This window comes from Agromyces subbeticus DSM 16689 (assembly GCF_000421565.1).
Classification (GTDB): Bacteria; Actinomycetota; Actinomycetes; order Actinomycetales; family Microbacteriaceae; genus Agromyces; species Agromyces subbeticus.
Genome location: NZ_ATXG01000001.1, coordinates 614,368 through 632,299 on the forward strand (window position 1 = coordinate 614,368; position 17,932 = coordinate 632,299).

The window sequence follows — 17,932 nt, forward strand, 5'->3', positions numbered from 1 at the left end:
TTCGTGCTGCCAGTGACCTCTGCCAGAATCGATGCTCGTGACCCAGACGACAGAGACCACCGTGCGCATCAGGCCCGCCGAGCCGACGGATGCCGCAGCGCTCTCGGCGCTCGCCGCCGCGACCTTTCCGCTCGCCTGCCCGCCGCACACCACGGCTGAGGCGATCGCGGCCTTCATCGCCGAGCACTTCGGTGTCGGCCACTTCGCGGGCTATCTCGCCGACCGCGACCGCATCCTCCTCGTGGCGGAGGAGCCGGCGACGGATGCCGCGGGCGAGCCCCGGCTCGTCGGATACACGATGCTCGTCGCGGGCGAACCGGCCGATGCCGATGCCGCACGGGCGGTCGCGGCTCGGCCGGCGATCGAGTTCAGCAAGGTGTACGTGCTGGCCGATGCGCACGGCACCGGCACGGGTGCCGCGCTCATGCGCACCTCCCTCGAGGCGGCGCAGGCGAGCGGCGCAGCGACCGCCTGGCTCGGCGTCAACGAGGAGAACGCGCGAGCGATCGCCTTCTACGAGCGCCACGGGTTCGCGAAGGTCGGCCGCAAGCACTTCACCGTCGGCGGCCGCGTCGAAGACGACTGGGTGTTCGAGCGCCCGCTCGCCGTCCCGCCGGTCGAGTAGGCGCTCCAGCGCGCCACACCGCCGGTCGAGTAGGCGCTCCAGCGCCGTATCGAGACCACGCGACGGGTCTCGATACGCTCCTGCGTCGCTACTCGACCGGCGGGTGGGTCGCGCCGATCGTGCGCGCCGCATGGCGCGCGATCCACCAGATGCCGAGGCCAGAGGCGAGGAAGATCCCGCTGAGCACGACCCAGCCCGAGAACCCGTGCTCGATCGCGGTCGCGTTCACGACGAGGGGTGCGGCGAGCGCGCCGACCGAGTAGCCCATGCCGAACACGCCCTGGTAGCTGCCGGCCTGCACGGGGTCGGCGAGCTCGAAGCTCAACCCCCATCCACCGGCCTGGGAGAGCACCTCGGCGAAGGCGTGCGCGACCGCGGCGAGCACGAGCACGGCGACGGCGAAGCCGACCGGCAGCCCCGCCGCCGCCGCGTAGATGATGCACGCCGCCGCCATCAGCCACGCCGCGATGCCCGAGACCCGGGCCGCGACCCGGAGATCGTGCGTGCCACGCGAGAGGGGCACCTGGAAGATCACGACGATCACGGTGTTGAGGATGAGGAGCGCCGCGACCAGGGCTTCGGGCGCCGTGGTCTCGCGCGCGATCCAGAGCGGCACCCCGAGCTCGGCCACTCCGAACTGCATGCCGAAGACGGCGCTGATCGCCGTGAAGAGCAGGTAACGGGGGTCGCGCCAGGGGGAGTGCCGTCGCCACATCCGCCGTTCGGCGGCGGCGGCCGCAGCGCTCGCCGCCGCATCGAAGGAGCCGGTCGCGGTGGTCACTGTCGCGACCGGCGGGCGGTTGGGTGCGTCGACATGGGCCGGCAGCTTCACGAGCTGCACGATGCCGAGCAGGTAGAGCAGGCCGGCGCCGATGATGAGTGCGCGGTAGGCCTCTGCCGAGCCGATGGCGAGGGCGAGCGCACCGAGCCCTGATCCGGCGGCGATCGCGATGTTGGTGACCGTACGCAGCACCGCACGGGCGTGCACCCGGCCGTCGCCCTCGAATCCGCGAGCGATGATCGCCGAGCGGGTCGAGTTGGCAGCCTGCTCGAAGGTGCCGCAGATCACGGCGATGACGAGCGCGCTGATGAAGTCGCCGGCGAAGACGTAGGCGATCAGCGCCACGCCCTCGATCGCGGTGAATCCGATCAGCAGTCGCTTGGCGCTGAACCGGTCGGCGAGCCAGCCTCCGGCGAAGGAGGCGACGACGCCAGCCGCGCTCGCCGCGGCGAGCACGATCGCGACCTCGTGCGGGGCGAGCCCGACGATGAACGTGAAGTACAGCACCGTGACGGTGAGGAAGATGCCGCGGCCGACCCGTGAGATCAGGGTCGCGCCGACGAGGATGCGCAGCACCGGATCGGAGACGGATGCCGCGATGCGGGCCGCGAACGATCGCTTGGCGGGAAGCTCGGGGTCGACGGTCGGGATCGTGCCGGTGTCTTCGGACGGTGCTGCGGTAGGGCTCACTCGTCCATTTCTCGCAGACCCGGCACCGTGGCGAAATTGATGTAGCGTTACGCTTCATGTTGCGATACGTGCTGAGCGAAGGGGATGTCGCGGCGGTGCGTTTCGGCATCTCGCCGCTGTGCGAGCTGGGGCTGTCGCTGCGCGCCATCGACGACCCCTCCCGCTTCCCGCTGCAGTTGCCGTGGCTGCGCCGCACCGAGCAGGCGCGCGCCGACCTCGACATCGAGGCACTGCGCGGGCTGATCGACGGGCGACTCTGGACGCCCGACTTCCTGAACCCGCGGCCCGAGTCGCCGCTGACCCGCCTCGATGACGAGTTCGAGCAGTTGCGCGCGACCCCTCCCGACATCTTCCTCGCCGACCTGGTCGCGGTGCACGGGCATGTGCCGCCGGTCTTCGCGGGATCGCCGAAGGCCGCCATCCGGCGCATCGTGCGGGCCCTGCAAGAACTCTGGGACGCCTCGTTCGCTCCCTACTGGCCGCGCATGCGCGCCGTGCTCGAGGCCGACGTCGTGCACCGGGGCCGGCAGATCGCGCAGAGCGGGCTCTCGACGATGCTGAACGGCATCTCGTCGACGGTCGACTACGAGGGCGGTGTCGTGTCAGTGCACCTCAGAGACCCTGCCGACCGCGAGCAGCGCATCGACGGCCTCGGGCTCACGCTCGTGCCGACGATGTTCACCCGCCGGGGCTCGGCCCCCGTCGGCGACGGCCCCCCGATGATCATGTATCCGGCCCGCGGACAGGGCGCGCTCTGGGAGACCGAGCAGGTGGCGAACCCCGCAGCGGTCGCCGCGATCCTCGGCCAGACCCGGGCGAGCCTGCTCTCCGCGCTCGGCGATCCGGCGTCGTCGACCGAGCTCGGCGTACGTTTCGGGGTGACCCCGTCAGCCGTGAACCAGCACCTGCGGGCGCTTCGCGACGCCGGCCTGCTCGTCTCGACGCGCTACGGCCACAGCGTGCTCTACCTGCGCAGCGAACTCGGCAGCGCCCTGCTCGACGCCCGGGCCGGCTGAGCCTCGAGCCTCACGCGGGGTCGGGCATCACCCGCAGCACGAGCTTGCCGCGCACGTGCCCGGCCTCGATCAGGCGGTGCGCTTCGGCGCCCTGCTCGAGCGGCAACTCCTGCTCGACGTGCACGCGCACCGCACCGTCGTCGATGAGGCGCGTGATCACCGAGAGGGTGCGGGCGTCGGGTGCGACCGAATAACCGGTCGAGCGGATGCCGCGGGCCGCGGCCTCCTCGGCCATGGTCGGCCATGATCCCGTCGGCACCGTCACGATGAGCCCGCCAGGCCGCAACGCGTCGAGCGAACGAGTCCCCGTGGCATCCGTGACATTGCCGATCAGGTCGATGACCACGTCTTGGTCGGTGGCGACCTCTTCGAATCGTTCGGTCGTGTAGTCGATGACGCGACGTGCGCCGAGCTCGCGCACGAAGTCGGCGTTGCGACCCGACGCGGTCGCGGTGACGATGGCACCGAAGTAGGCCGCGAACTGCACCGCGAAATGGCCGACGCCGCCCGCGGCGGCATGGATCAGCACTCGCTGGCCGTCGTGCACTCGCGCCGTGTCGACGACGGCGCCCCACGCCGTGAGCGCCGCGAGCGGCACCGCGGCCGCCTCGGCGAACGAGAGTGACACGGGCATGCGCGTGACGCTCATCGAGCTCACCGAGATCAGTTCGGCATAGCTGCCGCCGACTCGGGGCACCCGGCCCATGCCGTAGACCCGATCACCGGGCTGCAGTGGATGCGCCGTGTACGGCACCGCCTCGACGACACCGGCGAAATCGCCGCCGAGCACGGCCGGGTACGCGGGGATCGCCCCGGCGACGCCTCGGCCGGCACGGGTCTTCGCGTCGATCGGGTTCACGCCCGCCGCGACGATCCGCACGAGCACCTCGTCGCTGACCCGCCTCGGGTCGGGTACCTCGGCCAGGTGCAACTCGTCGGCACCGCCCGTCTGATCGATCACCAAAGCCCGCATCGACACACCCTCCGTGATTCGTCTTCGCACGATAGTCGCTCTCGCTATGATCGCACCGACCCCCGGTGGCGGGTGGCGTCGGTGAACAGGGGAGTGCGCATGCGAGCAGTGTGGGGCGTCATCAGGATCGCGGCTGCGGCGGGCATCATCATCGCGATCGTCGGGCAATTCGCGAAGAGCCTCTCGATGGTCGACGATCCGGTGGTCTTCGTCATCAACTTCTTCAGCTTCTTCACCATCCTCTCGAACGCACTGTCGGTCATCGTGCTGCTGCTCGGCGCCTGGTACGCATTCCGGGCGCCTCGCGACCCCGATTCGTACAACCTGGTGCGTGCGTGCGTCGTGACCTACATGGCCACGACGTTCGTCGTCTACAACCTGCTGCTCCGCGACATCTCACTCGACCAGGCGACGACACTGCCGTGGTCGAACGAGATCCTGCACGTCTGGGCGCCGCTCTACGTCGTGCTCGACTGGGTCCTCGCGCCCGGTCGTCGCCCGATCAGGTGGAAGCGGCTCTGGACCATCGCCCTGTTCCCGATCGTCTGGGCCGTCTACACGATGATCCGCGGAGTCGTCGCCGACTGGTACCCGTACCCGTTCCTGAACCCCGCGATCGAACCCGGCGTCGGATACGACGGCGTGTCCGTCTACGTGATCGCGATCGCCTCGTTCATCCTGCTCGTCGGCGCCGGCATCCTCGGCATCAGCCGCGTGGCGTGGCCGTATCGCGCTGCCGCACCGGTCGAATCCGCCGTACCCGTCGACGACGCACCGGCCCTGTCGCGAACGTCGGTCGAGTAGGCGCTCCAGCGCCGTATCGAGACCACGCGACTGGCCTCGATACGCTCCTGCGTCGCTACTCGACCGGCGGTGCAGGCGCGCTTCAGGCGCGGGTGTGCTGCAGCCAGCGGGCGACGCCCTCGCGCAGCAGCGCGGTCTGCACGTTCAGCCCGTCGTCGCGCGGCGGCAACTCGACGAGCGGGGCATCGAGCCCCGCCGCCCAGCGTTCGGCGAGCTCGTACGGATGCACCGGGTCACGTCGCGCCCCGATGACGAGTGAGCGCACCCCCCGGCCGGCGAGACCCGCGAGCTCGGCATCGGCCGTGAACGCGCGGTTGCGCGGGATCTCGACGAGACGCATGGCCCGACGTGCGGCATCGGGCGCGGCGAACTGCGTGAGCAGCCCGCGGCCGCCGGCGGGCGACACCGCTGCGACCCGCTGGAAGACGGCGCGCTCACGGAACTCCTCGACGCCCGCAGGGCCGGCATCGGCGAGGATCTGGCCGATCACCGGGAAGGCGCGCAGGTTGTCGGGTAACGACTGGTCGCTGAACGACGGTCGCACGAACACGGCATGTTCGATCGGCAGGAGCTCGTCGAGCGCGAGTCGCAGGGCGATCGCGGCTCCGAGCGAGATGCCGATCACCGTGAGCGGGGCGGATGCATCACCGCCCGTGTCGGCGATCGACTCGCGCACCGACGTGGCGACGTCGTCGGCGAGTCGATCGAGCCGGAAGTCGTCGGGCTCGCCGACCGAGAGATAGCCCCCGTGAGCACGGATGTCGGGCGCGATGATGAGCTCGCCGGCACCGATCGCGGCGTGCACCGCCGGGGTGAAGAGGTCGATCGGCTGGCGCCGGTCGGCGCCGAGCCCGTGCAGCACGACGGTGGTCACGCGAGCGCCCCCGGTCGATAGACGGCTCTGGGGTCTGTGGCCGCGCCGTTCGGCCGGATCGCTGCGAGCAGCTGGTTCGCCAGCCCGACGAGGATCGCGATCTGGTCGTCGTCGCGGTCGACCCAGCGGCTCAGCGGCTCAGCGGCGACCGGCACGAAATCGTCGTGCTGCTCCCAGACCACGAGCGTGCGCTCGGCCCCGAGCACGTACTGCTGCCACCAGACCTGGCGCAGGTAACCGCGGGGGATGCCCCGCCACGGCTTGGAGGTGGTCTTGATCTCGCACAGTTCGAGGATGCCGTTCGGCGCGACTCGCAGGCCATCGGGAGTCGCGAGATGCCGACGTTCGAACTCGGAGTGGAACAGCAGCGATGACGGCTCGATGCCGTGCTGCGCCCTGGCCCACTCGGCGATGACGGGCTCGCGCTCGCGGCCGTGGTCGGTGTAGCGGCTGCCGCCGAAACTGTAGCGGCTGCCGTGCAGCTTCTCGTGCGCCGCGGTGCGCACCGACTCGCGAGTGGCGAGCTTCGCGGCATCCGTCGCGGTGATGCCTTGCGACCGCGCTCGCAGCCAGGCCACCCGGTCGCTCGAATCGGCCACGACTCGGGACTGGCACGCGTGCCGCGGGGGTTCGGCGACCGCGACCGGCGTTGTCACACTCTCGAGATCGAAGAGGGCGAAGGGGGTGTCGGGCACTCTCCGAGCGTACCCTTCGGCACCCACCTCCACCCGCGTCACACGCGGCCGGATCGAAGCGATCGGGGCGAGTTCCGGGAAGGAGGGGTCAGCGGGCTGCGAGGGCGTCGATGCCCTCGGGCGAGAGCGCGTGGTGGATCGCGAGCATGCTCGCGCCGAGCACTGCGGCGTTCTCGGCGGCCGCCGACTGCACGATCGTCAGGTGCTCGGTCGCGAGCGGCATCGAGCGCGTGTAGACGACCTCGCGCACGCCGGCGATCAGGTGTTCGCCCGCTCTCGCCATCGAGCCGCCGATCGCGACGACCGAGGGGTTGACGAGGCTCACGCACGCCGTGAGCACCTCGCCGATGTCGCGGCCGGCCTGGCGAACGGCCTGGATCGCCTCGATGTCGCCGTGCTTGACGAGTTCGACGACATCGTTCGAGGTCTCTGCCTCGATGCCCTGTTCGCGAAGCGCCCTGGCGATCGCCGGACCCGAGGCGAGGGCCTCGAGGCATCCGCGGTTGCCGCAGTGACAGGGCACGTCGCTGCCGCGGGCCACGCGAACGTGGCCGATGTCGCCGGCGATGCCCTGCGCGCCGCGCTGCAGCATGCCGCCCGAGATGATGCCAGAGCCGATGCCGGTGGCGACCTTCACGAACATGAGGTGCTCGACCTGCGGCCAGGCGAGCGCGCGCTCGCCGAGCGCCATGATGTTGACGTCGTTGTCGACGAGCACCGGAACCTCGAGGTGCTGCTGCACCCAGCCGGGCACGTCGAAGCGGTCCCAGCCGGGCATGATCGGCGGGTTCACGGGTCGGCCCGTGGAGTGCTCGACCGGTCCGGGCACGCCGATGCCGATGGCGGCGAGATCGTGGCGGTCGCGGCCGAGGCCGTCGATCAGCGCGCGGCCGGCTTCGACCATCCAGCCGAGCACCGCCTCGGGGCCTTCTGCGATGTCGCGTCGTTCGGAGTGCTCGGCGAGCACGGTGCCGGCGAGGTCCGTCACGGCGATCGTCGCGTGCGAAGCGCCGAGGTCGGCCGCGAGAACGATGCGGGCCGACGGGTTGAGTGCGAACTGCGAGGGGGGCCGGCCGCCCGTCGAAGCCGCATCTGCCACGGGGGAGACGAGTCCGAGTTGCATGAGCTCATCGACTCGCGCCGCGATCGTGGAGCGCGCGAGCCCCGTCGTCTGCGCCAGCGATGCGCGCGTGCGGGGTTCTCCGTCGCGCAGCAGCTGGAACAATTCGCTCGCCCCGGAGAGGCCGAGAGCCGATCCGCGATTGACATCCACCATTCGTCGAGTAAAGCACACCACCTTCAGTCGAAGGTATATCTCGAAGACGTAACGGCTCCGGCAACTTTTGCCGAACGACTAGCAAAAGATGCTGCGATGTGTCAGCATGTCCCCATGACAACGGACGTCACCGCCCCAACCCGCACACTTCGCGCGGGTTTCGTCGGCGGCGGCTTCATGGCCGCCGTTCATTCCCGTGCCTCTCGAGCAGCAGGCGGCGGACTGGCTGGCGGTGCATCCTCGTCTCCTGAGCGCGCCCGCAGCGCCGCCGACCGCCTCGGGCTCGGCGTGGCGTTCGACTCGGTCGACGAGATGGTTGCCTCGCCCGACATCGACGTCGTGCACATCTGCACGCCGAACGTCACCCACGCCGCCATCGCGCGTGCCGCACTCGAAGCGGGCAAGCACGTGATCTGCGAGAAGCCGCTCGCCACCACGCGCGCCGACGCCGAGGAGCTGACCGAACTCGCCGCCTCGCGCGGGCTCGTGACCGCGGTTCCCTTCGTCTACCGGTTCCACCCGATGGCGCGCGAGGCGCGTGCACGGGTCGCCGCCGGCGAGATCGGCCGACTCATCAGCGTGCAGGGCGCATACCTGCAAGACTGGCTCGCCGCCCCGCTCGACGACGACTGGCGCGTCGACTCCGCCCTCGGCGGGCCGTCCCGGGCCTTCGCCGACATCGGCTCCCACCTCGTCGACCTCATGGAGTTCGTGAGCGGCGACCGCATCGTGCGGTTGAACGCGTCGAGCCGCACCGTCTACGAGGCCAGGGCCACCCACGACGACATCGCCACCGAAGACCTCGTCGCGCTCGTCGTCGAACTCGGCTCGGGTGCGGTCGGCACGCTGCTGGTCTCGCAGGTCGCACCCGGTCGCAAGAACGCGCTGTCGATCGAGCTCGCGGGCAGCGATGCCAGTGTGCGATTCGAGCAGGAGCGCCCCGACACGCTGTGGGTCGGGCGGGTCGGCATGTCGACGACGATCGAACGCGACCCGGCACGCATCAGCCACGACGCGGCCCGACTCTCGGTGGTGCCGGCGGGGCATCCGATGGGCTATCAAGACGCCTTCAACGCCTTCGTCGCCGATGCGTACGCGACGATCAACGGCGGGAGCCCCGAGGGGTTGCCGCGCTTCGAAGACGGCCTTCGCGCCGTTCGTGTGACGGAGGCCGTGCTCGACTCTGCGGCGTCCGGTGACTGGGTGGAGGTATCCGCATGACCGCAGACGCGCAGCAGACGGGGGTCGCCCCCGTGCTCGTGGCCACCGGCCTCGAGAAGTCGTTCTTCGGCGTCACCGTGCTTCGAGGCGTGGGATTGACGCTCCGGCCCGGTGAGGTGCACGGACTCGTCGGCGAGAACGGCGCCGGCAAGTCGACCTTCATGAAGATCTTGGCGGGCGTCTACCAGCGCGACGCCGGCACGATCGAGTTCGATGGCCAGGAGGTGACCTTCTCGCACCCCGTGCAGGCAGCGCACGCCGGCCTCGCGACGGTGTTCCAGGAGTTCAACCTGCTTCCCGAACGCAGCGTCGCGCAGAACGTCTTCCTCGGTCGTGAGCCCAAGCGCAGGGGCTTCGTCGACAAGAAGGCGATGATCGCCGAGACACGTTCGCTCCTCGCCGAGCTCGGCATCGACTCGATCGACGCGGATGCCCCGGTGCGAACGCTGACCGTCGCCGAACAGCAGATCGTCGAGATCGTGAAGGCGCTCTCGGTCGACGCGCGCGTCATCCAGATGGACGAGCCGACGGCCGCGCTCGCCGACCACGAGGTCGAACTGCTCTACGTGATCATCCGCCGCCTGCAGGCGCGCGGGGTCGCGGTGATCTACGTCTCGCACCGCCTGAAAGAGATCTTCGACCTCTGCGACACCATCACCGTGCTGAAAGACGGTGCGCTCGTCTCCACCGGCCCGGCCGCCGAGCTGACCACCGATGAGCTCGTGCGACGCATGGTCGGTCGCCCGATCGAGGCCTATTACCCCGAACCCGAACCCGACACCGTGATCGGCGAGCCGCGGCTGGTGCTGCGCGGCGTCGGCAACGCCTACGTCGATGGCGTCGACCTCGAACTCCGCGCCGGAGAGATCGTGGGCATCGCCGGGCTGCAGGGCTCCGGCCGTACCGAACTCGTCGAGGGCGTGTTCGGGGTCACCCCGTTCACTCGGGGTCAGATCATCCTCGATGGCACCCCGCTGACGATCACGAGCCCGAGGCAGGCGGTGAAGAAGGGCATCGCGCTCATCACCGAAGACCGCAAGGCCCAGGGCCTCGCGCTCAACCAGTCGATCCTCGACAACGCCCTGCTCGTCATCCGCTCGGTGTTCGCGCGGCGCACCCGAGACGTTCGGCGCGAGCTTCCCGGGGTCTTCTCGAGCCTCGAGGTGGTCTCGCAGGGCGTCGACCAAGAGGTGCAGTACCTCTCGGGCGGCAACCAGCAGAAGGTCGTGCTCGCGAAGTGGCTCGCCACGAAGCCGCGCCTGGTGCTCCTCGACGAACCGACGCGAGGCATCGACGTCGGCGCGAAGGTCGCGGTGTACCAGCTCATGCGCCGACTCGCGAAAGAAGGGGTGGCCATCCTGATGATCTCGTCCGAACTGCCGGAGGTCATCGGAATGTCCGACCGCATCGTCGTCATGCACGACGGCCGGGCCTCGGCGGAACTGCCGGCTCGCAGTGACGAAGCCACCATCCTCAGTGCTGCGACCGGTGCGGTCTCGGCCATCGATCTCGTTGGAGGTGCGGAATGAGCACGGTTGCTCCTGCACGACGGGCCCGCCGTCGTCAGCTCGACTCGTCGGTGATCGTCGGCATCGCGCTCGTCGCCGTCATCGTCGTCGGCGCGATCCTCGTGTCGACCGTCGGTCGCAACTTCTTCAGCCCGGGCAACATCCGCGACATCCTCACCGGAATGAGCGTGCTGGGCTTCGTCGCCATCGGGCAGACCCTCGTCGTGCTCTGCGCGTCGCTCGACCTGTCCGTTCCGTACGTGATCAGCCTCGCGAGTCTGATCGGTGCCGACCTCATGGCTGGCAATCCCGCGAACATTCCGTTCGCCGTGCTCGTCGTGCTCGTGGTCGCCGGCGCGATCGGCCTCGCGAACGGCCTGATCGTGACGAAGCTGAAGGTGAACGGCTTCATTGCGACGCTCGGCACCGGTCTCATCATCAAGGGCTATCTCGACACGAACTACAAGGGCACGAGCGGCGAGGTGCCGTACGAGTTCCAGCTCATCGGCGCGACGGGCATCGGGCCGGTCCCGGTCTCGACCATCATCATGCTCGCGGTGGCGCTGCTCGCCGCGTTCTTCCTCGCCCGCACCCGCACCGGACACCACATGTTCGCCGTCGGCGGCAGCGACCAGGTCTCGCGCCTGTCGGGCCTGCGCACCGCTCGGCCGGTCATCATCGCCCACGTGCTGTGCTCGATCTCGGCTGCTCTGGCGGGCCTGCTGCTCGCCAGCCGGCTCGGCGTCGGCAGCCCGACCGTGGGCACCCAGGGCGGCTACGACCTGCTCTCGATCGCTGCGGTCGTGCTCGGTGGCACGTTGCTCATGGGCGGCCGTGGGTCGATCTGGGGCACCATCGGCGGCGTCGCGATCTTCGCGGTCATGGACAGCGTCATGAGCGTCATGCAGGTCAACCCGTTCCTGAAGGACGTCGTGCGCGGTGTCGTCATCGTCGCGGCCGTCGCCATCTACACGAGCCGCACCGTCGAACGACGCCGGCCGCGCTTCGGCCCGGGCGGCAGCGTCTCGGAGGCCGGCAGCAAGCCCATCGGCGATCTCGCCGCCACCAAGGAAGGAGCAGTGCGATGACCACCGTCTCCCAGGCGCCACCCACCACGGGCGATCGGCTCGCCGCCTTCGCGCGAAACCTCATCAGCCCGCGCGGGGCCGTGTTCCTGTTGCTCGTCGTGCTGCTCATCGCGATCACCGTCTACAACCCGTCGTTCGCCGAGCCGAGCCAGTTCATCCGGTTCGTGCAGCGCGTCGCACCGATCGCGATCGTCGCGATCGGCCAGTACTTCGTGATCGTCGGCGGTGAGTTCGACCTCTCGATGGGGTCGCTCGTGACTGCGCAGGTCGTCATCGCCGGCAACCTCATCGGCCAGGACGACGCGAAGTCGATCCCCGTGCTGCTGCTGATGCTCGTGTTCGGCGCGTTCATCGGCCTGATCAACGGGCTCATCGTGACGTTCCTCAAGGTGCCGAGCTTCATCGTCACCCTCGGCATGATGCTGGCGCTGCTCGGCGGCGTGCTCTACTGGACCGGCGGCGCGGCCACCGGCAACCCCGCCGACAGCTTCCGCGAGATCGGACGAGGCGGCATCAGAGACCTCCCGATCATCGAGATCCTGCCGTGGTCGGTCGTCGTACTCGTCGTCGTGCTCGTGCTCGCCATCTGGTTCTCACGTCGCCCCTTCGGCCGCATGATCGTCGCCGTCGGCGACAACGCCACGACCGCGGCCTATGGCGGTGCACGCATCTGGTGGGTCAAGTCCTCGGCATTCATCATCTCCTCGCTCTCTGCGACGGTCGCCGGTGTGCTGCTCGTCGGCTACGCCGGCGTGCACCCGAGCGTCGGGCGCGGCTACGAGTTCATCGCCATCACGGCGGTCGTGCTCGGCGGCGTGGTGCTCGGGGGCGGTCGCGGCTGGGTCGTCGCCGCAGCAGCCGGAGCGTTCGCCCTCGAGGCGCTCTTCACGCTGCTGAACTTCGCCGGAGTGCCCTCCACCTACCGCGACGCCGTGCAGGGTGCGATCATCATCCTCGCCGTCGCCTATGCGGCCACCACGTTCCGAGCGCGCCGCAAGGGCCACGCGCTCGAAGCGCCCGCGACCCACGCGTCACCCGACGCGCCACCGACTTCACCTGAGGCGAGCCAGACTTCGCCTGAGGCGAACCAGACTTCGCCTGCACCTCGAGCGAAGGAGCCTGATGCAACTGCATCGGCTCGTCCTGCACCGATTCCCTCGACGCAGAGGGCTGACAACGAAACCAAGGGAGGTTTGTGATGCGACGCAGGTTCACTGTTGCATCTGCCATGGTCGGCGCTCTTGCGCTGATGACTCTGGCTGGCTGTACCACCGACCCGAATGTGGGCGCGCCCACTGACGAGGCGGCACCGAGCGAGGAAGCGGTCGAGTGGTTCGACCAGGAGCTCTTCGACAAGCAAGACGCCGAGCGGGATGTCATTCCCGCGGGCCCCGAAGGCCAGCCGTGGCTCCAGCACATCAACGCGGAGATGGTCGACACGTCGGAGTTCACGAGCCCCGGCGCCAAGAAGGCGTGCTTCGCGAACGCCTCGATCTCCAACCCGTGGCGCCAGACGGGCTGGATCACGATGAACGAGCAGCTGAAGGTGCTGCAGGAGTCCGGCGCGATCTCCGAGATGGAGACCCGCGACGCCCAGGACTCGGATGACACGCAGATCGCCGACATCGATTACTTCATCAACGAGGGCAACTGCGACGTCTTCCTCATCTCGCCGAACTCCACGGCGGCGATGACGCCGGCGGTCGAGCGTGCGTGCGACACCGGCAAGCCCGTCGTGGTCTTCGACCGCGGCGTGCAGACCGACTGCCCCGTCACGTTCATCCACCCCATCGGTGGATTCGCGTGGGGCATCGACACCGCTGAGTTCCTCATCGACGAACTCGAAGAGGGCGACAAGGTCGTGGCACTCCGCATCCTCGCTGGTGTCGACGTGCTCGAGCAGCGCTGGGCCGGGGCCGAGAAGCTCTTCGACGAGGCCGGCATCGAGGCTGTCGACTACTTCACCGGCGCCGACCCCGCAGAGATCAAGAAGATCATCTCCGACGAGCTCGCCAAGGGCGACGTCGACGGCATCTGGATGGACGCAGGTGACGGTGCCGTCGCCGCCATCGAGGCCTTCGAGGATGCTGGAGCGGACTACCCCGTCATGACGGGTGAAGACGAGATGAGCTTCCTCCGCAAGTGGAAGGAGACGGGGCTCACGGGTCTCGCTCCGGTGTACTCCAACTTCCAGTGGCGTACGCCCCTCATCGCGGCGCAGAAGATCTTCGCCGGCGAAGAGGTTCCGAAGGAGTGGGTGCTGCCGCAGTCGCCGATCACCGCTGAGGAGGTCGACGAGTACCTCGCACTGAACGAGAACATGCCCGACGGCCACTACGCGAAGTTCGGCGGAGAAGACCTGCCCGGTTACCCGCAGGTCTGGGAAGACCGCATCATCCCGTAACACCCGATCGCTACGGTGATCACACGGGTGCGGTGGAGCCTCACGGCTCCACCGCACCCGACTCGCAGTTCGAAGGAGCACGCATGCGCCGCATCATCGGTGTCAACACCTGGGTCTGGACCTCACCGCTCGATGACGCGGGCCTCGCCGAGATCGCCGCGAAGGCGGCGGGCATGGGCTTCGGCGCGATCGAGCTGCCGGTCGAGAACCCGGGCGACTGGTCGCCGGATGCCGCGGCCGACGTGTTGCGCGAGCACCGGCTCGCTCCCGTGGTCTGTGGCGCCATGGCGCCCGGCCGCAACCTCATCGCTGCGCCCGGCTCCGAGATCGTCGCAACCCAGAACTACCTCGTGCACTGCGTCGGCGTCGCCGAGCAGCTCGGTGCGCGCGTCGTGCTCGGTCCGTTCACCGCCGCCACCGGGCGCACCTGGCGTATGGACGCCGAGGAGCGCGCTGCCCGCTACGTCGAGCTGCAGGCCAGCCTCGGGCCGGTCGTGCGGGCTGCGGAGCGCAGCGGCATCCGTCTCGCCATCGAGCCGCTGAACCGCTACGAGACGAGCCTCGTGAACACGGTCGAGCAGGCGCTCGAGGCACTCGGGCCGTTGCTCGGGCCGGGCCTCGGCCTCGCCCTCGACAGCTATCACCTGAACATCGAAGAGAAACGCATCGGCGACGCCATCCGTCTCGCGGGCGAGCACCTCGCCTATGTGCAGGTGTGCGGCAACGATCGCGGTGCGGTCGGCGACGATCACATCGACTGGCCCGCCTTCCTCGACGCGCTCGACGACGTCGGCTACTCGGGCCCCCTCGGGCTCGAGAGCTTCACGGGCGACAATGACACCATCGCGGTCGCCGCCTCGGTGTGGCGGCCGCTCGCGGCATCGCAAGACGAACTCGCGGAACGGAGCATCCGCTACCTGACCGCCCTCCAAGACGAACGGGAGCGCGCATGACCGACCGGCAGCAGTCGAACGAGCAGACGGATGCCGCGGCATCCGCGACCCGCCCAGTCACGCTCTTCACGGGCCAGTGGGCCGACCTGCCCTTCGAGGAGGTCGCGCGCCTCGCAGCGAAGTGGGGCTACGACGGGCTCGAGATCGCCTGCTCGGGCGACCACCTCGACCTGAAGCTCGCCGAAGAGGAGCCCGGCTACCTCGACGAACGCCGAGAGATCCTGAAGCGCCACGGGCTCTCGGTGCACGCGATCTCGAACCACCTCACGGGCCAGGCCGTCTGCGACGACCCCATCGACTTCCGCCACGAGGCGATCGTGCGCCCCTACACGTGGGGCGACGGCGACGCCGAGGGCGTTCGCCGGCGCGCAGCCGACGACATGAAGCGCGCGGCGCGGGTCGCTCGCGCCCTCGACGTCGACACCGTCGTGGGGTTCACCGGTTCGGCGATCTGGCCCTACGTCGCGATGTTCCCGCCCGTTCCGGCGTCGGTGATCGACGCGGGCTTCGAGGATTTCGCGAACCGGTGGAACCCGATCCTCGACGTGTTCGACGCCGAGGGCGTGCGATTCGCGCACGAGGTGCACCCCTCCGAGATCGCCTACGACTACTGGAGCTCGGTGCGCACGCTCGAGGCGATCGACCGGCGGCCCGCCTTCGGGTTCAACTGGGACCCGTCGCACATGATGTGGCAGAACATCGACCCCGTGGGCTTCATCTGGGACTTCAAGGACCGCATCTACCACGTCGACTGCAAGGACACGCGGCTGCGCCCGCAGAACGGCCGGGCCGGAGTGCTGGGCTCGCACCTGCCGTGGGGCGACCCACGACGGGGCTGGGACTTCGTGTCGACGGGCCACGGCGATGTGCCGTGGGAGGACTCCTTCCGCGCGCTCGAGGCGATCGGCTACGACGGGCCGATCTCGGTCGAGTGGGAGGATGCCGGCATGGACCGGCTGCACGGCGCAGCGGAGGCGGTCGGATTCATCCGCTCGCTGCTCTGGCCGACGCCGACCGCCTCGTTCGACGCCGCGTTCTCGAACCAGTAGTCCGTCAGTCGGGGATGCTCCAGTAGTACGCGACCCCGCCGGGGTGCAGCTCGGTGATCGCCCAGTCGACCGAGCGATCCCACGTCGGGTCGGTGTGTCCGGCGTAGCGGATGTCGATCGTGCCGTCGGCGGCCGTGTCGACCGAGGTCACGATGCCGGTGTGGTCGCGATCGCCCGAGTCGTCCCAGTCGAACTGCACGACGTCGCCGACCTTCACCGAGGCGCGATCGTCGTCGCCGAGTGCGGTCGCCCGCTCGGGGTGCTCGTCGAGGTAGTCGCGCAGCGCGGTCGAGCTGATCCACGCGTCGGAGCTGCCGTAGGCGTCGCCCGACTCGTCGTACCACCACTCGTCGTCTTCGACCCAGCCGCGTGCGAGCAGGGTCTGGCTCGTGAAGTTCACGCAGTCGTTCTCGTCGATGAACCCGAACTGCTCGCTCTCGCTGTCGGTCCAGTGCTCCTGCGCGTACTCGAGCTGCGCGGCGACCGCACTCGAGTACGCCGAGAAATCGGCGACCTGCGCTTCGGACTCCGAGGTCTCGATGCCGGGGCCGTCGACTCCCGACGCCGTGTCGCGGTTCGTGCCGTCGGGATCCTGACGGCTGGCGCCGTTCGTCTGGACGAGCGCCCAGGCGCCGCCGGCCACGGCGAGCGCCCCGACGAGACTGAGGGCGACGATCATGCGGCGCAGGCGATGGGTTCGGTCGAGTGCAGAGGGGGACATCCACTTCACGGTACGAAAGGAATCTGGACAGCCGCTGTTCGTGCCGGCTCGGCGAGCGCTCGACGACCGGTGTCGATGCAGCGGACTACTCGCCGGCCGGCTCCGGCACGGGCACGAGCCCGGCGACCGAGTTCGCCGCTTCGGCGAGCAGGTCGAGCCAGCGCATGTTGAGCGCGGGCTCGCGATTGCCCGTGTAGATGAACTGCAACGACACCGAGGGGTGGATCCAGATCGCGATCCAGCCGCGCTCCTCCTGCCACGAGAACGAGAAGCTCTCCTGCCGTCGCAGCTTGTTCGTCATGACCATCTGGAGATGCGCCAGCACGCGGTCGTCGAAGTCGGCATGCCGTTCGTGGCCGTAGATGAACATGCCCATCTTCGCCTCCGATGGTTGCGGTCGCAGCGAACGACCGGCACCCCAACGCTACTCCTGCAGGCCTCCGGTTCACCGGTGGATCGTGGAGGCCCTGGGCGGCTCAGTCCGCGACGCTCCAGTAGGAGACCTTCGTCTCGGGATGTCTCGGGTGGTCGTCGACCGACCGATCCCACGTGGCATCCGTGTGACCGGCGTAGGAGACGTCGAAGGTTCCGTCGTCGCCCTCGCGCACGGCGGTGACGATGCCGGTGTGGTCGCGGTCGCCCGAGTCGTCCCAATCGAACTGCACGATGTCGCCGGGCTTCACCTCGGCGCGCTGACGATCGGAGAGCGGTGTCGCCCGGTCGGGGTGTGCGGCGAGGTAGTCGCGGAAGATCGTCGACGAGCGCCATGCCGGGGCGTGGGCATAGGCGTCGCCGTCCTCTGAGTACCACCATTCCTCGTCGACCTCCCATCCGCGTTCGATGAGGGACTGCGAGGCGAAGTTCACGCAGTCGTCGACGCCGAGCACGCCGTAGCGCTCGCTCGAGTCGGCGTCCCATCGATCGCGCACGTACTCGAGCTGGCGCAACACGGCCGTCGGCAGCTCGGGATCGAGTTCGAGCGCCGCCGCGTTCGGGTGGCTGCCGTCGCCTCCCTGGGTTCCCGGGCCGGTCGGGGCCGTCGCGGCGATGATCGCGACGACGAGCCAGACGACGAGGCCGATGGCGACGAGGGCTGCGCCACCCGCAACGAGACGCCGCCGCAGGTAGGTCTCGCGGGCGGGGCGTTCGGGTGGGGGATTCACTCCATCCACCGTAGGTGCGGATGGTCGTGTGCAATTCAGGTGCGGAGTCGGCGTGTCGCCGGTTCAGCGGCGTGTCGGGGCCGTGACACAC

18 protein-coding genes are annotated in these 17,932 nt (G+C 69.3%); 10 read left to right on the forward strand and 8 right to left on the reverse strand.

The genetic code is table 11. The annotated features are described in order from the left end of the window. The first annotated feature begins 37 nt into the window (after positions 1 to 37). The gene (locus H521_RS0102810; RefSeq protein ID WP_022891515.1) at positions 38 to 625 is read left to right on the forward strand and encodes a GNAT family N-acetyltransferase; all 588 of its coding nucleotides are present in this window, start codon (positions 38 to 40) and stop codon (positions 623 to 625) included. Between the two features lie 88 nt (positions 626 to 713). Here H521_RS0102810 and H521_RS0102815 read toward each other — a convergent pair whose 3' ends face one another. Further along, positions 714 to 2,096, reverse strand: a complete 1,383-nt coding sequence (locus H521_RS0102815) for an MFS transporter (protein ID WP_022891516.1) — start codon at positions 2,094 to 2,096, stop codon at positions 714 to 716. A gap of 56 nt (positions 2,097 to 2,152) precedes the next feature. Between H521_RS0102815 and H521_RS0102820 the strand changes: the two genes are divergently transcribed. Next, positions 2,153 to 3,112 (forward strand): ArsR/SmtB family transcription factor, encoded by a 960-nt coding sequence (locus H521_RS0102820; protein WP_022891517.1) that lies wholly within the window; start codon positions 2,153 to 2,155, stop codon positions 3,110 to 3,112. A gap of 10 nt (positions 3,113 to 3,122) precedes the next feature. Here H521_RS0102820 and H521_RS0102825 read toward each other — a convergent pair whose 3' ends face one another. After that, positions 3,123 to 4,073 (reverse strand): NADP-dependent oxidoreductase, encoded by a 951-nt coding sequence (locus H521_RS0102825; RefSeq protein ID WP_245560918.1) that lies wholly within the window; start codon positions 4,071 to 4,073, stop codon positions 3,123 to 3,125. Between the two features lie 111 nt (positions 4,074 to 4,184). Here H521_RS0102825 and H521_RS21160 point away from each other — a divergent pair, with 111 nt between their 5' ends. Continuing rightward, the gene (locus tag H521_RS21160) at positions 4,185 to 4,889 is read left to right on the forward strand and encodes a Pr6Pr family membrane protein (protein ID WP_084511897.1); all 705 of its coding nucleotides are present in this window, start codon (positions 4,185 to 4,187) and stop codon (positions 4,887 to 4,889) included. A gap of 82 nt (positions 4,890 to 4,971) precedes the next feature. Here the strand turns inward: H521_RS21160 and H521_RS21165 are convergent, their stop codons facing one another. From H521_RS21165 to H521_RS0102845, 3 genes are all read right to left on the reverse strand, one after another. Next, entirely contained in the window at positions 4,972 to 5,763 is a 792-nt protein-coding gene (locus H521_RS21165; protein ID WP_022891520.1) for an alpha/beta fold hydrolase, read from the reverse strand. Further along, a complete protein-coding gene (locus tag H521_RS21170) occupies positions 5,760 to 6,458 on the reverse strand; it encodes a YqaJ viral recombinase family protein (protein ID WP_022891521.1) in 699 nt (232 codons plus the stop codon). Before H521_RS21170 ends, H521_RS21165 begins: the two co-directional genes overlap by 4 nt. Positions 6,459 to 6,546: 88 nt before the next feature. Beyond that, positions 6,547 to 7,734 (reverse strand): ROK family transcriptional regulator, encoded by a 1,188-nt coding sequence (locus tag H521_RS0102845; protein ID WP_026481826.1) that lies wholly within the window; start codon positions 7,732 to 7,734, stop codon positions 6,547 to 6,549. Positions 7,735 to 7,848: 114 nt separating this feature from the next. Here H521_RS0102845 and H521_RS0102850 point away from each other — a divergent pair, with 114 nt between their 5' ends. The 7 genes from H521_RS0102850 (at position 7,849) to H521_RS0102880 (ending at position 15,957) form a co-directional block, all read left to right on the forward strand. After that, a complete protein-coding gene (locus H521_RS0102850) occupies positions 7,849 to 8,955 on the forward strand; it encodes a Gfo/Idh/MocA family protein (RefSeq protein WP_022891523.1) in 1,107 nt (368 codons plus the stop codon). Next, positions 8,952 to 10,484, forward strand: a complete 1,533-nt coding sequence (locus H521_RS21175; RefSeq protein WP_022891524.1) for a sugar ABC transporter ATP-binding protein — start codon at positions 8,952 to 8,954, stop codon at positions 10,482 to 10,484. Before H521_RS0102850 ends, H521_RS21175 begins: the two co-directional genes overlap by 4 nt. After that, the gene (locus tag H521_RS21180; protein ID WP_022891525.1) at positions 10,481 to 11,551 is read left to right on the forward strand and encodes an ABC transporter permease; all 1,071 of its coding nucleotides are present in this window, start codon (positions 10,481 to 10,483) and stop codon (positions 11,549 to 11,551) included. Before H521_RS21175 ends, H521_RS21180 begins: the two co-directional genes overlap by 4 nt. Continuing rightward, complete coding sequence (locus tag H521_RS21185; RefSeq protein ID WP_022891526.1) at positions 11,548 to 12,750, forward strand: ABC transporter permease; 1,203 nt, start codon at positions 11,548 to 11,550, stop codon at positions 12,748 to 12,750. The genes H521_RS21180 and H521_RS21185 overlap by 4 nt, the downstream gene beginning before the upstream one ends. Before the next feature lie 29 nt (positions 12,751 to 12,779). After that, complete coding sequence (locus tag H521_RS0102870) at positions 12,780 to 13,955, forward strand: substrate-binding domain-containing protein (protein ID WP_425393562.1); 1,176 nt, start codon at positions 12,780 to 12,782, stop codon at positions 13,953 to 13,955. An 83-nt stretch (positions 13,956 to 14,038) separates the two neighbouring features. Continuing rightward, positions 14,039 to 14,908, forward strand: coding sequence for a sugar phosphate isomerase/epimerase family protein (locus tag H521_RS0102875; protein WP_026481828.1), 870 nt, complete (start codon positions 14,039 to 14,041; stop codon positions 14,906 to 14,908). Next, the gene (locus H521_RS0102880; RefSeq protein ID WP_022891529.1) at positions 14,905 to 15,957 is read left to right on the forward strand and encodes a sugar phosphate isomerase/epimerase family protein; all 1,053 of its coding nucleotides are present in this window, start codon (positions 14,905 to 14,907) and stop codon (positions 15,955 to 15,957) included. Before H521_RS0102875 ends, H521_RS0102880 begins: the two co-directional genes overlap by 4 nt. A gap of 4 nt (positions 15,958 to 15,961) precedes the next feature. Here H521_RS0102880 and H521_RS0102885 read toward each other — a convergent pair whose 3' ends face one another. The 3 genes from H521_RS0102885 to H521_RS24860 form a co-directional block, all read right to left on the reverse strand. Beyond that, positions 15,962 to 16,678 (reverse strand): amidase domain-containing protein, encoded by a 717-nt coding sequence (locus H521_RS0102885; RefSeq protein WP_156891250.1) that lies wholly within the window; start codon positions 16,676 to 16,678, stop codon positions 15,962 to 15,964. An 85-nt stretch (positions 16,679 to 16,763) separates the two neighbouring features. After that, complete coding sequence (locus H521_RS0102890) at positions 16,764 to 17,054, reverse strand: DUF7882 family protein (RefSeq protein ID WP_022891531.1); 291 nt, start codon at positions 17,052 to 17,054, stop codon at positions 16,764 to 16,766. A gap of 100 nt (positions 17,055 to 17,154) precedes the next feature. Further along, positions 17,155 to 17,841, reverse strand: coding sequence for an amidase domain-containing protein (locus H521_RS24860; RefSeq protein ID WP_022891532.1), 687 nt, complete (start codon positions 17,839 to 17,841; stop codon positions 17,155 to 17,157). Positions 17,842 to 17,932: the final 91 nt, after the last annotated feature.